Below are 16327 nucleotides of genomic sequence, written 5' to 3'. Positions count from 1 at the left end.
ATTATGACGAAAATCTTGTTTGCGGTGTTGCTCTCCATCGCGTTCTGGTGCGCTCCGGCGCTGAGAGCAGAGAATTATCCTTATCGTAGCGATGTCCTTTGGGTCACGGTCCCCGACCATGCCGACTGGGTATACCGGACGGGGGAAAAGGCGAAGGTAGAGGTGCAGTTTTACAAGTACGGCATTCCCCGGGATGGCGTGGTGGTGGAATATGAGTTGGGAGGCGACCTTATGCCTGCCGACAAGACAGGGACCGTCACGCTGAAGAACGGTCGTGCCACCATCGACATGGGCACCATGAAGACTCCCGGCTTCCGTGACTGCCGTCTCACGGCGAAGGTGGACGGAGTGACTTACCGTCATCATGTCAAGGTGGGTTTTTCCCCCGAGAAGATTGAGCCGTACACCCAGCTGCCTGCCGACTTCCGTGAGTTCTGGCAGCAGGCACTGGACGAGGCGGAGCGTTGTCCGATGGTTCATTCGCTGACTCCTGCACCCGAGTATGCCAACGACAAGGTGGACTGTTACCTCCTGAAGCTACAGTGTGTCCGTCCGGGGAACTACGTTTACGGCTACCTGTTCATTCCGAAGGCGGAAGGCAAATACCCCGTGGTGCTCTGTCCGCCGGGGGCAGGTATCAAACCCATCAAGGACCCGACGCGCCACCGTTACTATGCCGAGGAGGGTTGCATCCGCCTGGAGATTGAGATTCACGGCATACGCCCCGACCTGGGCGCCGATGCCTACAAGGAAGTCAGCAATGCCTTCGGCTCCAAGAACAACAGCTACCTCTGCAACGGGCTGGACGACCGCGACAGCTACTACATGAAACGGGTCTATCTGGCTTGTTCGCGCTGCATTGACTTCCTGACGTCGCTGCCACAGTGGGACGGCAAGAACGCTGTCCTCCAGGGAGGCAGTCAGGGTGGCGCACTTGCCATCGTGACGGCTGCCCTGAACAAGAAGGTGACTGCCTGTGTGGCAAACCATCCGGCACTGAGCGACATGGCAGGCTACCGAGCCGGACGCACCGGAGGGTATCCGCACTTCAAGACCAAATTCACAGGCATGGACACGCCGGAGAAGGAGAAGACCATGGCTTACTACGACGTGGTGAACTTTGCCCGTCTGCTGACCGTGCCGACCTACATGACGTGGGGATACAACGACAACACCTGTCCGCCGACTACCAGCTATGCGGTCTACAACGTCATCACGGCTCCCAAGGAGGCACTCGTCACACCCATCAACGAACATTGGACCTCCGACGCCACTGAGCGCGGACACCTGGACTGGATAAAGAAACACTTGAAATAGGAAAGGCGGCAGAGGCACAACCTCTCCGGACAGAAAGCGTATGCAGGGAACAACCTTTTACATAAAGAATATGGTGTGCAACCGTTGCATCATGGCTGTGGAACAGCTGTTGGGACGGTTGCACTTCACCGTGCTCCATGTGGAACTGGGGAAGGCGGTGGTTGGCGAGATGCCCGACGAGACATCGGTGGAACAGTTGCGTCGGGAGCTGGAGACATTGGGCTTCGAGTTGCTGGATGACCGACGGATGCAGCTCATCGAGCAGGTGCGCCATCTGGTCATTGACCTGGTGCATCACAAGAACAGTGCACTCCGCACCAACCTGTCAGACTACCTGACGGAGCATCTGCACCATGATTACAGTGCCTTGAGCAAGCTCTTTTCGGAGGTGACAGGGACGACCATCGAGAAATATTTCATCGCCCAGAAAATCGAGCGCGTGAAGGAGCTGCTGGTCTATGACGAACTGTCGCTTAGTCAGATTGCCGACCTGCTGAACTATTCGAGCACTGCCCACCTGAGTGCACAGTTCAAGAGTGTCACGGGAATGACTCCCAGCCGCTTCAAACAGGAGAAGAAGAACCTGCGCAAGCCGTTGGATGCAGTCTGATGACGATTCACTTGCCGTCAGTTGATGGAAGCAGATGTGCAAAAAAAGAAGAAGGAAGAACCGGATGCCACAGGGGCTCAGGTACTTCCTTCTTCTTTTATTATGAATCGGAACAAGTTGGCGGAACTTGTTCCCTTGTCAGCCGTCCGTCACATTCTCAGAGGCTGTGTTCAGACAGCTGCAGTGTGAAGTTGGCAGCCTTGAATTTCGGGACGATGTAGCCGACGAACCAGGTGCGTGTTGCAGAAACATGGCTGCTGGTCGTTACGGATACATTCAGGAGGTAGTTTTCGGCACGCGGAAGCACTTCCTTGAACACATCAACCAGTTCACCCGAGGTCTCTCCCCACACGAATACAAGGGAAGAATTGCTGAAGTCAATGCCGGATTCCGGAGCATTGGACTCAAACAGCGCCTTGAAGGAAGCTTCATCGTTGATGGTCACCAGTTCCTTTTGAACGGCTTGCAGACGGACATCCTCATCGAGGTGATACGGACGAATAGAGTATTGGGGATCGTCATCGCTGCACCCTACAGCGAAAAGAAGGCAAAGCAACAGGGTGATTTGTGATAAGATTTTCATGATGATGAATTGTGAATGGTTATCTTGTCCGCAAATATAAATAAAAATAGATTACACTGTATCGCGCCGGATAAAGTCTTTATGAATTGAGAATGAATCGTGAAGGAAACAGGATTGGAATTGCATAAATTTCCGTATTCTTCACAGGGATATTTTGTAAATGTACGAGTTCTCTTCCGTGTCTGGTAAAGATAACCGGAAGTTATTTTCCTTTTTGGAAAAAAGCAATAGGAGAGATGAGCGAACAGCCTCTCCCCTGATGTAAAGATTCCACAAAACGGAAAGAAAGCAAAAGATGGGATTTGCTTGACAGAATTGGCATTTCTGCCTTTTCCGGCTAACGTGTATTTTGGGAAAAACGGGTAAAGTAGGTTTTTTTAGGAATAGATATGCGCTTTTGGACGCATAAACATTCCATTTAACGCTGAAACTTGCATGTTTATACCTTCAAACAATATTGTTTCACGCATCAAACACTTGTGTTTGCCATCTCCAACAATATTGTTTGACTCGCCAAACAATATTGTTTCGCGAGTCGAACATTTGATTTTCTCGACAGATAACAACAATATACCGAATTTCACCTTCTTTTACCTCTAGTTTGCGTGTGCAGTGTTCGTTTCTCAAATTATGAAATTGCAGGCTTCTCCTTCGTTTTAGTGGATGAAAGAACTGCTTTTTCTTCGAATCAAGGCAGAAGGATATAAGAATGGTCAGAAGAGTGTCATCATGTATTTTGCGAATCGCCTGAGAAGGCCCTTCCCGGTCACCAACTCATGTTTTATTCCAAGGAAGGCCCTTCTCAGGCGATTCGTTTGACGTTTTGTCATTTTGTTAGTGGAGGATTCTTTTGACTATAATATAATGCATAATTGATGTCATGTGCATTGAAGTTTCCTTCTGTTCTTTTTTCTGCAGGCTAAAGCGATATTCCCAAATATTATGGCTAGATTTGCATTATAAATCAAAGTGTTGTGATTAACAGGCAATTTAAGAGATCTGGAATTAAAAAAAAATCAATGGATTGAAGGTTGTTTACTCTCTTGATATGCTTGTGAGGCTTGGGCACTCTTGAATATTGCCTTTCTGCGTAGATTGATAACGATTACACTAAAAAGTAATGAGATAATGACAATTGAAGATATAAAGAATCTTGTCTCAGTCGATGAGTCTCGGACTTTAGAGCTGAAGAAGAGTACCGGCGAATTGAAAGACGCTATGCACTCAGCGTGTGCGTTTCTAAATACAGAAGGCGGTTGGCTGATTTTTGGTGTTGCACCGAAATCGCTAAAAATAATCGGACAGGAAGTAACCGACAGGACACAGCAGGAGATTGCTCAGGCTTTGGCAGGATTGGAACCTGCTGTAGATGTAAAAGTGGTATATGTTGATGTGCCGGAGTATGCCGGACATAAGGTTATTGCCATGCACTTTGACGGATGGGTGTGGGGTGAGCGTCCGCATACATTCCATGGCTGTCCGTATTACAAAGTTGAAAGTACCACGAAAGTCATGCCACAGGACATGTATGATGAACGAATCCGCGCTCATCAACCACAGATGTATGCGTGGGAAAGGTTGGTAGCTGACGGTGTAGCATTGGCAGATCTTGATGAAAACCTGATTCGCAACTGCATCCGTCGAGGTATTGACGGTGGACGTATTCCTGAGTCGGCATTGTATGAACCGACCGGAGATATTCTTTCAAAATGGAAGTTGCTTAAGAATGGCGTGCCGACTAATGGTGCGGTATTGTTATTCTCCAATAACATAGACGAGTATCCACAATTTGCGCTAAGAATGGCGCGGTTTGTGGGTACGAATAAAAACATGTTCCGAGACAATCAACGTGCTGAGGGTAATTTCTTCCAACTTTTAGATGCCGGAGTTGCGTTCTGTTTCAAGCATCTTTCTCTCAGTGGTAGAATCACGAATCATAGTTTGGAGCGGGAGGAACAGCTTGAAGTGCCTTATCATGCGTTAAGGGAAGCTCTTGTCAATGCGCTTTGTCATCGCCATTGGGAGAAATATAATTTGACAATCAGTCTTGCAATTTATGACGACCGCATAGAAATAGCAAGTCCCGGTATGTTCCCACCACAGATAACTCCAGAGAACATCAAGGAACCTCATGAGTCGTATCCACATAACCTGAAAGTGGCGGAAGCTCTTTATCGGATGACTTATCTGGAAAACTGGGGGAGCGGTGCAAAGCGTATCATGGATGCTTGTCAGGTACAAGGAGTGGAAGCTCCTACATGGTCTTCCAATGGTGGTTTTGTAACTATCACGTTCAAGCGCCCCGATTTCGCATACGGCACAATAAAGACAGACAAGGAGGATAAGCAAGCAACCAAAGAGGCCAAGTACCGCTCAACTACTGACCAAGTACCGCTCAACTACCGACCAAGTACTCCTCAAGTTCAAGAAATGATTCTTTCAATGAGTGAAGACTATATGACTATGAATGAAATAATGTCAAATATGGGCTTCAAACATCGTACATCATTCCGGAAAAACTATTTTCAGCCAACGTTGGAAGATGGTGCAATTGAGCCAATGTATCCTGAACAGCCCAATCATCCAAAGCAAAGATATAGACTAACAGAATCGGCTATAGCATGGAAAAAGGGTAATTCTGCCCATACCAAGATGCAATAAGATAATATAACGTGAGTTCAAGATGAATTGGAACATGGTAAGTTGCCTGTCTTTTTCCTGCACTTTGGCAAATTTCTTGCAAAAATCATTTCTTAACCTCCCGTCCGTGCATCAGAAGCCGAAGAGATTGCGGACGATGGTCCAACTGATGACCAGTGCCAGGTAGGTCAGGAGGTATGCCGGACGTTGGACGGCTGCATAGAAGGCGGGGTAACGGGTGCGGATGGCTTCCGCAAAGAGCAACAGGAGGAGCAGGGGAAGGGAAAGCACCAGGAAGGCATTGTAGTGGAAAGCCTGCATGAAGTCCAGATGAAGCAGGCTGTGCAATGCCCGTTGGGAGCCGCAACCCGGACATTTCAGTCCGGTAGCCATCAGAAACGGACAGCGGGGAAAGAAGGCGGACGTGGCAGGATTGTAGGCGAAATAGAGGATGCCTGCCAGCAGGACGACGATGCCGCCGAGGAGGACCGTCCGCAGGCGGATGGACAGGAATGGTTTGTGGTTCGTTTTCATGTTCAGGTCGTTGCTTCAGTTGTTGGCCTCATCTGCCGCTCCAAAGTTAGCGGTTTGCAACGGAAATCTTATAACTCCCATCCATAATTCTGTAACGCGGACGACGGGAAAACCCCGTACCTTTGCCTCCGTAAACCTAAAACAGGAGAATCAAGCTATGAGTATGCAGAAAGATACGTTCCCCGTGCTGGGGATGAGTTGCGCTGCCTGCGCGGCACGGGTTGACAAGACCCTGCGTCGGCAGCATGGAGTGAAAGACGTCGGGGTGAACTATGCCGCAGCTACGGCTACGGTGGAGTATGACGCGGACGAGTGTTCGCCCCAGGAGTTGAAGCAGGCAGTGGTGGAGGAGGGATATGACCTGCTGGTCGACAAGAGTGCAGACCGTGACCGGCTGGTGGAGGATGCCCACGAGGCGAAGTACCGCCGGCTGAAGTTCCGCACCACATGGGCGGTCGTGCTGTCACTCCCCGTCGCTGTCATCGGGATGTTCTTCATGGACATGCCTTATGCCAACGTTCTCATGTGGGCGTTTGCCACCCCGGTCGTCGGCTGGTTGGGACGTGACTTCTACGTCAATGCCTGGAGGCAGTTCCGTCACCGTACGGCAAACATGGATACGCTGGTGGCAGTGAGCACGGGCATCGCTTACGTGTTCAGCCTTTTCAACATGCTCTTCCCCTCGTTCTGGTTGTCACGCGGACTGGAGCCTCATGTCTACTTTGAGGCGTCGAGCGTCATCATCGCCTTCATCTTGCTGGGGCGTCTGCTGGAGGAACGGGCGAAGGGCAACACCTCGACCGCCATCCGCAAGCTCATGGGGCTGCAACCCCGTCAGGTCACCCGGGTGATGACGGACGGAAGCCTGCGTGAGTGCCCCATTGCCGACGTGCTGCCCGGGCATGTCCTGCTGGTGAAGCCCGGCGAACGGATTGCCGTCGACGGGACAGTGGCTGAAGGCAGCTCTTACGTGGACGAGAGCATGCTCAGCGGAGAGCCGATGGCGGTGCGCAAGGAAGCCGGAGCGAAGGTGTATGCCGGGACGGTCAACCAGCGGGGCAGCTTCCGTTTCACAGCCGAGAAGGTGGGAGCCGACACGATGCTGTCGCACATCATCCGGCTCGTGCAGGACGCACAGGGCAGCAAGGCTCCCGTGCAGAAGCTGGTCGACCGTATTGCCGCCATCTTCGTGCCTACCATCATGAGCCTTGCCCTGCTGGCGTTCCTGCTTTGGTGGGGACTGGCTCCTGGCGACGGATTTACACACGGACTGCTGGCAGCCGTCACGGTGCTCATCATCGCCTGCCCCTGTGCGCTGGGGCTTGCCACACCGACGGCAATCATGGTGGGCATCGGCAAGGGGGCTGAACACGGCATCCTCATCAAGGACGCCGAGAGCCTGGAGGTGGCACGACGGGTGGATGCCGTGGTGTTAGACAAGACGGGAACGCTTACCGAAGGGCGTCCGGTGGTGACCGACGTCAGTGCACAGCTGGGTTATGAACGGGTGCGTGCAGCCCTGCGTAGTCTGGAGGCATTGTCCGAACATCCGCTGGCTGAGGCAGTGGCGGCGTCGGTCGATGAGGCGGTCCGTCCGGTGGAAGGCTTCGAGAGCCTGACGGGACGAGGTGTGAAGGGACGTGTCGACGGCAGGCTCTACCTGGCAGGCAACCGCCGCCTGCTCGATGAGCACCGGGTGGACATCCCCGCAGAGCTGTTGCAGCGTGCCGAGGCATACGCAGCCGAGGCGAAGACCGTAGTCTGGTTTGCCGACGAGGAGCGCGTGTGGGCTGTGCTTGCCGTGGCAGACCGGCTGAAGGCTTCGTCGCCGAAAGCAGTGCAGGAGTTGGAGAAGCTGGGCGTGACCGTATACATGCTCACCGGTGACAACGAGAGCACGGCAGCCGCCGTGGCACGTCAGGCAGGCATCAGTCATTACCGTGCCGGGGTGCTTCCCGACCGGAAGGCAGCGTTCGTGAAGCAGTTGCAGACGGAAGGTCACCGGGTGGCAATGGTGGGCGACGGCATCAACGACAGTGCGGCGTTGGCACAGGCAGACCTGGGCATTGCCATGGGACAGGGCAGTGACATCGCGATGGACGTGGCGAAGATGACCATCATCTCGTCGGACTTGCTCAAGTTGCCCGCAGCCATCCGACTGTCGGCACAGACCGTGCGCACCATCCGTCAGAACCTGTTCTGGGCATTCATCTACAACCTCATCGGGGTGCCCGTGGCTGCCGGCGTGCTCTATCCTTTCACGGGATTCTTGCTGAACCCGATGATTGCCGGAGCAGCGATGGCGATGAGCAGTGTCAGTGTCGTGACGAACAGCCTGCGGCTGAAGGGAAAGAAATTGATGGAAACAAATGATGTTGAACCTATAAAACAACCAGAAGTTATGAAGAAGCAATACACCATTGGCGGCATGATGTGCAACCACTGCCGCATGCACGTAGAGAAAGCACTGAACAGCATCCCCGGCGTGACGGCTACCGTCACACTTGACCCTCCCGTTGCCACGGTAGAGTTTGCCGGTGAGGAACTTCCGCTGGAGACACTGCGCAAGGCAGTGGAGGAAGCGGGATACTCTATCAATTGACAATTGACAATTGACAATTGACGATTGACAATGAGCAATAAGCAATGGGCAATTGGGCAATGAGACCTTCCGGGCATTGCCAGTTGTCCGTTGCTTGTTTATCTTTGCGGCATGAAACTGTTATTCGTTTGTTTAGGGAACATCTGCCGCTCGTCGTCGGCAGAAGAGATTATGCGCACCTTGGTGCGCCGTGCAGGAATGGAAAAGGAGATTGCTGTCGACTCGGCAGGTATCCTGAGTTATCATCAGGGCGAACTGCCCGACCCACGGATGCGGGCGCATGCCGCACGGCGCGGTTACACGCTGACGCACCGTTCGCGTCCGGTGACGACGGACGATTTCTATGACTTCGACCTGATTATCGGGATGGACGATCGCAACGTGGATGACTTGCGCGAACGTGCTCCCGGCGTGGAGGAAGAAGCCAAGATACGCCGCATGGCTGACTACTGTGTCCATAAGGTGGTGGACTACGTGCCTGACCCGTACTATGGCGGAGCATCCGGTTTCGAGAACGTGCTCGACATCCTGGAGGATGCCTGTGCCGGACTGCTGGAGGCAATCCGGGAAGGAAAGGTGCGCTAGCATAAACAACAGCAGAGGCACAAACATACAGAATGGAGTCCCCGGTCGTTTCCCGGGAATATCCGTCCTGTAGGTTTGTGCCTCTGTATGTGAACCGATGCAGGCACAGTCTGTTTCAGACAGGTCAGAGTTGGTCTGCCATGCCGCTGAAGCCGAAAATCAGGAGAAAGAGCAGATACAGGATGCCGCCTACGATGCCGACTCCTGCTGCAATCTTGGTCCATTTGCCGGCGTCCTTGCTGGCTTGTTGAGCCTCGTCGTAACGACCGGAGGCGTAGAGTGAGCTTACCTTGGAGGCATTGATGATGCCGACAATACCAAAGGGAAGGCAACAGAAGATGGTGGCAAGGACGGATTCGACCATCCATGTTTTCGGACACTCGGGTTTAGAATCTAGGGGATTGTAATCCATGGTGATGATGTGATTAAGGGTTAGGAATTGGTAAATATTAATCTCTTCGCAAATATAGGGATTTGAGCGAACAATGCGTCATGCAGGGAAAGGAATTTGCGTGCATGGTCGCATTTTTCTTTCATCGTCACGTATCCATGGATGGTCCGGTCCGGTTGTCCGGAGGAAGCCATGACGAGATTAGCGGTTCTATTCTCGTCATATTTTGACGCGAATAGCTTGCTTATTCACGTCAGAGCCTTACAACAATGAATAGAAAGACACGGAAGCGCAGGCTGCTTTGAAAGGCTGTGCTTCCGTGTCTTTATGTAGGGACCTGTCCTGGAGGACGGGTGCTCCGGCTCACTTCATGACGACCCCGATGTTCTTCTTGCCGTCCATCTTGACCACCAGCGGACGGTCGAAGTGGATGTGGCGGAGGAACTTCGTCTCGTGCACTGCGGGCAGTGAGTCGAGGTATGCCTGGTCGTAGATGCCGTCGTTGCGGTAGGCATTGACGGTGAAGTAGCCCACGCCGAAGGACGTCAGGTTCTGGAAGAAGTGCGTCCCCTGGCTGGGGTCGACGCGGTAGTTCGTCAGACCTGCCTCGACAATGACGCGCGCTGCCGAGATGTGCGGCCACTTCACGGGGATGCCCAGCCACGTGTCGCTGCTTCCCCAACGGCCGGGGCCCACGAGGATGTAGTTCTTCCCTTCGCGCAGGAACTCCGCGTTCAGCTTCTCGATGTCGTAGGCGATGAGCTGGTTGTTGGATGCCGAATAGCCGTCGGTCTTCACATAGACCAGGTCCTGCATCTCGTCCATGATGCCGTGCCCCAGCGAGTTGTTCGAACGGATGATGACGTCCTCGTCGGGGATGGTGGAGAGGTCCTCTTCCAGCATCTTCTTGCAGTCGACGATGGGGCGTATCTGCAACAGGTAGAATGTGCCCGTGCGGTCGTCGTTCAGGTTGGCAGCGAACTCGATTTCCACCGGACGGCGCATCTCGCCCTGACCGTACTGTTGTGCCAGACGCAGGATGTCTGCCAGCGGAAACACGTCGTGCTGTAACACGTTGGCGAAGGTGATAACCTTGCGTCCGCCCGGATAGATGCCGTCGCGGATAACCATGTCATACGGGTCGTAGGTCGACGCGATGTAGGTGAGCGCACCGTCCGCTTCCGCCTCCTTGACGGGCAGTTTGAGGATGTTGAACCCGTCGTCGACCGAGAAGTTCTCGCCGATGTTCTTCGTGTCGAGGGCGTAGAACTGCGTCTGTGTCTCGCGCAGGGCAAGTTCCAGCTCGCTCGTCTGAAGCACCTTGTTGGGGTGGTAGGGACAGACGCGCAGGGTCAGTCCGCCGTCGACGATGTACTTGCCCAGTCCCAGTGCGAGGCTGACCACGCCCTCTTCCGCCTTTTCCTCCCCGATGGGGTAATAGTTGAGCGAACGCGCCACGCCCGAGAGCGTCGGGTAGTAGCGGTCGCCGTGCTGTGTGCCCACCACCTCCTGGAGGATGACTGCCATCTTCTCCTGGTCGATGACGTTGCTCGTCGCCTGCATGTACGCCTTGCTGTCCTTGTAGTAGACTGACGCGTACACACCCTTGATGGCGTCGCTCAGCATGCGCAGCATCTCGTACTTGTCGTCCAGGTAGGGTATCATGTAGGTGGAGTAGATGCCTGCAAAGGGCTGGTAGTGCGAGTCCTCGAGCAGGCTCGACGAGCGTATGGCAATGGGCGCCTTCACCGCCTCGAAGAACGCGAAGAAGTCGTCGATGAGCCGGTCGGGCAGCTTGGCACGCAGGAAGTGGCGCAGGATGACCTCGTCGGGCACGTCGCTCAGCGCGAGCTGGTACAGGTTGTTTGTGTCCATGAACTCGTCGAAGAGGTCGGTGCAGAGGACCACGGTCTTGGGGATGGTCACCGTGGCATTCTCGAACGACTCGAACTCCACGTGACGCTTCACGAGATTGTCGATGAATGCCAGTCCGCGTCCCTTGCCGCCCAGCGAGCCTTCCCCGATGCGGGCGAAGTTGGAGTAGCTGTCGAAGCGTTCCTTGATGAACTCCGCCACGACGCCCCGGTTCTTCATCCGGCGGTACTTGACGATGGCGTCGAATATGATTTGCCGGTGGGCGTCGATGTCCTCGTAGGAGTCGCAGGTAATGCTCTTCAGGAACTCCGCCACGGGGAACATGGCGCGCGAGTAGAGCCAGCGCGAGATGTGGTTGCGCGTGATGTGGTAGTAGAGCGATTCGCGGGGAATGGTGAAGATGATGTTCTGCAACTCTTTCAGGTTGTGCACGCGGGCTATCTCCTTCATCGTCGCGGGGTCCCGGAAGATGAAGTCGCCGAAGCCGAAGTTCTGTGAGACGGCGTCGCGCAGGTCGACCCCCATCTTCTTGGAGTTCTTGTCGACGAAACTTGCCCCGCAGAGGTGGGCTACGTCACGGTTCGCCGTCTCCGACGACTCCATGATGAGCGGCATGTACGGGTCGCGGGCACGTATCTCGCCCAGCAGACGGGCGCCTGCCTGAGGGTCTTTCTTTCCCTCACGGGGGAAGGAGGCGTCGGAGATGACCCCGAGGATGTTGTCCTGGTACTGCTCGTAGAGGGTCATTGCCTCCTCGTAGGTGCGTGCCAGCACGATTTTCGGACGTCCACGCATACGCAGCGTCCGTTGGTGGCCGTTGAGTGCCTCGGTGGCGAACTCCTTGCTCTGCTCCAGCACGAAGCGGTAGAGGTTGGGCAGCACGGACGAGTAGAAGCGGATGGAGTCCTCCACCACGAGAATCATCTGTACTCCGACCTCCTTGACGTCGTGTGCCAGGTTCATCTTGTCCTCGATGAGCTTGATGATGGAGAGCAGCAGGTCGGTATTGCCCAGCCAGCAGAAGACATACTCGAAGATGCTCAGGTCCTCATGTTCCATGCGGGCGGTGATGCCGTGCGAGAACGGGGTGAGCACGACGAGCGGGATGTACGGGTAACGCTTCTTGATGCTGTGGGCAATGTCGAACGCGTCGCTGTTGTCGCTGCCCGGCATGCAGATGACCAGGTCGTAGCCCATCTTGTCGAGCCGCTGCCACGCCTCCTCCATGGTCGACACCTGCGTGAAGCGCGGCGGGTAGCGGAGGCTCAGGTTCATGTACTCGTTGAACACCTTCTCGTCGATGCGTCCGTCGTCTTCGAGCATGAACGCGTCGTAGGGGTTGGCTACCAACAGGATGTTATAGATGCGCTTCGTCATCAGGTCGACGAACGAAGTGTCCTTGAAGTAGAGTTGGTTCAGCCGCTGTTTGAGTTTGTTTATCATTCGTCGGTGGTATTAAGCAGTTTGTAAAGCTCGTCGAGCTTCGGCGCCATGATGATTTCGGTGCGGCGGTTGCGTGCACGTCCCTCGGCGGTCTCGTTGTCGGCGACGGGCATGTGCTCGCCCCGTCCGCAGGGCAGAATCTGCAGGGGATTGACCTCATACTCTTCGGTCAGGATGCGGACGACGGATGTGGCACGGACGACACTCAGGTCCCAGTTGTCCTTGAACTGTGTGGTGTGAATGGGCTTGCTGTCGGTGTGCCCCTCGATGTAGACGTCGATGTTCGTCTGCTGGTTGAGCACGTTGGCGAGCTTGGCGAGTGCCTCCTTGCCGCGCTTGTCCACCCGGGCGCTGCCCGACTCGAAGAGCAGCTTGTCGCTCATCGCCACGTATACCTTGCCGTTCTCTTCGCGGACGGTCAGTTCGTCGCTGTTGAAGCCCAGCAGGGCATCCTTCACGCTGTTCAGCAGCGCCTGTACCTTCTCCTGTTGGGCGTTAATCATGCTTTGCAGCTCGTTGATGGTATTCTCGCGTTCGGCGAGCTGTTCCATCTTCTTGTTGAGCATGGCGGTGAGCTTCTCTTGTGAATCAACGTTGCCGGCAAGCATCTGCTGGTAGGCACGGAGACTGTTCCCCAGTCGGGTGGTGTCCTGCACCAGGCGCGTCACCTGGTCAGACAGACGGCTGATGTCCGTCCGGGCAAGGTTCAACTCACTGCCCAGCCGGTCGGCACGTGCCAAGGCCTCCAGCCGTCCGTTCTCGGCAAGCATGTATTTCTCTTTTGTCACACAGGAAGACACGGACAGCAGGAGCGCTGCCGCAGCCAATGGTAATAGAATCGGTTTCATGGATGTGATGGATTGGTTCTGACGGCGAAAATAATCAACTTCCGTCTTTTCCACAAAGGTTCAGGTCGTGAATGTTGCGCCCGGTTGAACGTACAAGCACGGGATACAGGGACCAAAGTATAATACTTTGCCTGCCTAAGTATAATACTTAGACCCCCTAAGTATAATACTTTGGTCCATTAAGGGCAGGCTTGTCGCTCGCTGAAGGCAGGCAGGTGGCACGTTGAAGGCAAGTGCCCGGTTTGTCAGGCACTTGTCTGTTCCTGCGTCATCGTCCGTCAGTCGGGCAAGATGGGTACGGCAAGGCTCGGCTGAGGGGAGAGGAAAAGGGTGCGCGCGCCTACATGGGGTCGACGTCGTAGTAGACCGTCAGCGAATGGAAACGCTCGTCGGCGAGCAGACGCTGCTGGGCGGTGAGCAGGTAGTCGCGTACCTTGCTGCCGGACATGCCGAGGTCAAGCTTGATGACAATCTTTTTGATGAAGAGCAGCTGGACCCGTCCCACGGGCGGCTTGTCGGGGCCGAGCACCCGTTCGCCAAAGGCGGTGCGGATCCATGCCGCCAGGATGTTTGCCGCCTGGGCAGCCACCTCCTCCTTGCGGTGCTTGAGGTAGACGTAGATGAGGCGGCAGAAGGGCGGGTAGTGGAAGACGGTGCGCTCGCCGGTCTGCTCGTCGTACATGGCGCGGTAGTCGTTGGCGACGACCTGACGGATGACGGGCAGCTCGGGTGACTTCGTCTGGAGAATGACCAGTCCGCGCTTGTCCCGCCGGCCGGCGCGCCCTGCCACCTGCGCCATGAGCTGGAAGGCACGTTCGTGGGCACGGAAGTCGGGATAGTTGAGCATGGTGTCGGCGTTGAGGATGCCCACGACACTGACGTGGTCGAAGTCCAGTCCCTTGCTGACCATCTGCGTGCCGATGAGGATGTGGGTGCGCCCCGACTGGAAGTCGGAGATGATGCGCTCGTATGCCGAGCGGCTGCGGGTCGTGTCGAGGTCCATGCGTGCCACCTTGGCATCGGGGAAGACGGCGCGGATGTGGTCTTCGATTTTCTCCGTGCCGAAGCCCCGGTTGACCAGCTCGACGCTGCCGCAGGCAGGACAGAGGTGCGGGACGTCATACGTGGCGCCGCAGTAGTGGCAGGTCATCTGGTTGAGTCCCTTGTGGTACGTCAGGCTGACGTCACAGTTCTTGCACTTGGGCACCCAGCCGCAGACGCGGCACTCCACCATCGGTGCAAAGCCGCGGCGGTTCTGGAAGAGGATGACCTGCTCGTGCTGTTCCAAGGCGCGGCGCACCTCGGCGAGCAGGTCGGGAGAGAACGGCCCGTTCATCATCTTCTTTCGTGCCAGCTCCTTGATGTCGACGATGCGGATGTCGGGCAGCTGCATGTCCTTGTAGCGTTCGCCCAGTTGCACCAGTCCGTATTTCCCGGCGAGGGCGTTGTGATAGGTGTCGATGCTTGGCGTGGCAGTTCCCAGGAGCACCTTCGCACCGTGCATCCCGGCAAGGACAATGGCGGTGTCGCGGGCGTGGTAGCGCGGTGCCGGGTCCTGCTGCTTGTAGGTGGTCTCATGTTCCTCGTCGACGATGACCAGCCCCAGGTTGTGGAACGGGAGGAAGACCGACGAGCGGACGCCGAGGATGATGTCGTAGTGTCCTTCGGGCTTCAGCTGCTTCTGCCAGATTTCCACCCGTTCGGCATCGGGGAACTTGGAGTGATAGATGCCGATGCGATTGCCGAAGACGCGGCGTAGGCGTTCGGTAATCTGGGTGGTGAGGGCGATTTCGGGCAGGAGGTAGAGCACCTGACGCCCCGCCTCGATGGTGCGGCGGATGAGGTGGATGTAGATTTCCGTCTTGCCGCTCGACGTGACGCCGTGGAGCAGGCAGACGTTCTTTTCGCGGAAGCAGGCGGTGATGGCGTCGAAGGCTGCCTGCTGTGCCTCGTTGAGCGGATTGATGTCGATGGTGGCGGTGTGCGCCTTGTCCAGCCGCCCCACTTCATACTGGTACGTCTCGAAGATGCCCTTCTCCGCCAGTCCGGTAAAGGCGGCAGGGGTGGCGTCGGCGCGTGCCAGCAGCTCCTTCCTGCTGACCTCGCGGAGGGTAGAGGCGTTGTTGAAGAAGCCCGACAGCTCCAGGTACTTCATCAGCAGGGCGAGCTGCTTGGGGGCGCGTGCCAGTTCGTCGAACAGCGGACGGATGCGCTCCTCCGTGTCAAATCCTTTGCCGAGCTTCACCCGTGCCTCGGTCTTGGGCTTGTAGCTGCGTTTCAGCTCCTCCTTGATGTGTATCGCCCCTTTGGCAAGCAGGCTGTTGACCACCGGAAGGAGGTTGCGCCCCGGTTCGGCGTGTTTCTCCAGCTGGGTGATGCACTGTTCGGGGTCTGCCGTCAGCTGGTCGAGCACCTGTTGTTCGCGGACGGAGAGGGGGATGTCCGCCTCGTAGTCGGTGTTGAGGGTCACGATGGTCTCGCTCTCCAGCTTCATGCCCGACGGAAGTGCCGCCTTGTAGACGTCGCCGGGTGTGCAGAGATAGTAAGAGGCAATCCACTCCCACAGACGGAACTGTCCCGGCAGGAGGATGGGGTGGGGGTCGAGCACCTCCACGACGTCCTTTATCTCATAGCCGGCGGGCGGGTCGCTGTGGATGCGTGCGACGAGTGCCGTGTAGAACTTCTTGCGTCCGAAGGGCACAATGACGCGGCTGCCCTCGGCGACTTGTCCTTCAAGTGCTTCGGGAAGGGAATAGGTGTAGCGGTTTGCCAGGGGCAAAGGCAGGATGACATCGACGTAAAGCATGGGCAAAAGGGAATCGTTTTTGTGAAGGGGGAGACAGGCGGACGGCATGACGGAGGACCGCTGCCGGTGGCTTGTCGGCGAGGCGGTCCCCAT

11 protein-coding genes are annotated in these 16327 nt (G+C 55.7%); 5 read left to right on the top strand and 6 right to left on the bottom strand.

Annotated features, from left to right (window positions below; all coding sequences use genetic code 11):
* Positions 1-3: 3 nt before the first annotated feature.
* Complete coding sequence (locus tag C8275_RS00345) at positions 4-1317, top strand: acetylxylan esterase (RefSeq protein WP_022385210.1); 1314 nt, start codon at positions 4-6, stop codon at positions 1315-1317.
* Positions 1318-1387: 70 nt separating this feature from the next.
* Positions 1388-1927, top strand: a complete 540-nt coding sequence (locus tag C8275_RS00340) for an AraC family transcriptional regulator (RefSeq protein ID WP_106483651.1) — start codon at positions 1388-1390, stop codon at positions 1925-1927.
* A 157-nt stretch (positions 1928-2084) separates the two neighbouring features.
* On the opposite strand, the gene C8275_RS00335 is transcribed toward C8275_RS00340, so the two are convergent.
* On the bottom strand, positions 2085-2510 hold the full coding sequence (locus C8275_RS00335; protein ID WP_022385208.1) for a hypothetical protein: 426 nt from the start codon (positions 2508-2510) through the stop codon (positions 2085-2087).
* A gap of 1128 nt (positions 2511-3638) precedes the next feature.
* Between C8275_RS00335 and C8275_RS00330 the strand changes: the two genes are divergently transcribed.
* Positions 3639-5171, top strand: coding sequence for a Fic family protein (locus tag C8275_RS00330; RefSeq protein WP_106483649.1), 1533 nt, complete (start codon positions 3639-3641; stop codon positions 5169-5171).
* A 111-nt stretch (positions 5172-5282) separates the two neighbouring features.
* Here C8275_RS00330 and C8275_RS00325 read toward each other — a convergent pair whose 3' ends face one another.
* Positions 5283-5684: a DUF2752 domain-containing protein gene (locus tag C8275_RS00325; RefSeq protein ID WP_106483648.1), complete on the bottom strand. Its 402-nt coding sequence runs from the start codon at positions 5682-5684 to the stop codon at positions 5283-5285.
* 157 nt (positions 5685-5841) lie between these two features.
* Here C8275_RS00325 and C8275_RS00320 point away from each other — a divergent pair, with 157 nt between their 5' ends.
* Positions 5842-8286, top strand: a complete 2445-nt coding sequence (locus C8275_RS00320; protein WP_106483647.1) for a heavy metal translocating P-type ATPase — start codon at positions 5842-5844, stop codon at positions 8284-8286.
* Positions 8287-8397: 111 nt separating this feature from the next.
* A complete protein-coding gene (locus tag C8275_RS00315) occupies positions 8398-8871 on the top strand; it encodes a low molecular weight protein-tyrosine-phosphatase (protein ID WP_106483646.1) in 474 nt (157 codons plus the stop codon).
* A gap of 124 nt (positions 8872-8995) precedes the next feature.
* Here C8275_RS00315 and C8275_RS00310 read toward each other — a convergent pair whose 3' ends face one another.
* From C8275_RS00310 to priA, 4 genes are all read right to left on the bottom strand, one after another.
* Entirely contained in the window at positions 8996-9235 is a 240-nt protein-coding gene (locus C8275_RS00310; RefSeq protein WP_234395670.1) for a CD225/dispanin family protein, read from the bottom strand.
* Between the two features lie 390 nt (positions 9236-9625).
* Positions 9626-12580: a PEP/pyruvate-binding domain-containing protein gene (locus C8275_RS00305; RefSeq protein ID WP_106483645.1), complete on the bottom strand. Its 2955-nt coding sequence runs from the start codon at positions 12578-12580 to the stop codon at positions 9626-9628.
* Positions 12577-13428 (bottom strand): OmpA family protein, encoded by an 852-nt coding sequence (locus tag C8275_RS00300; protein ID WP_106625684.1) that lies wholly within the window; start codon positions 13426-13428, stop codon positions 12577-12579. Before C8275_RS00300 ends, C8275_RS00305 begins: the two co-directional genes overlap by 4 nt.
* Before the next feature lie 340 nt (positions 13429-13768).
* Positions 13769-16234: a primosomal protein N' gene (gene priA, locus C8275_RS00295; RefSeq protein ID WP_106483644.1), complete on the bottom strand. Its 2466-nt coding sequence runs from the start codon at positions 16232-16234 to the stop codon at positions 13769-13771.
* Positions 16235-16327 lie beyond the last annotated feature (93 nt).

The organism is Bacteroides sp. Marseille-P3684, from assembly GCF_900291465.1.
In the GTDB taxonomy this organism is placed as follows: domain Bacteria; phylum Bacteroidota; class Bacteroidia; order Bacteroidales; family Bacteroidaceae; genus Phocaeicola_A.
This window is presented reverse-complemented; position numbering and strand designations above follow the sequence as displayed.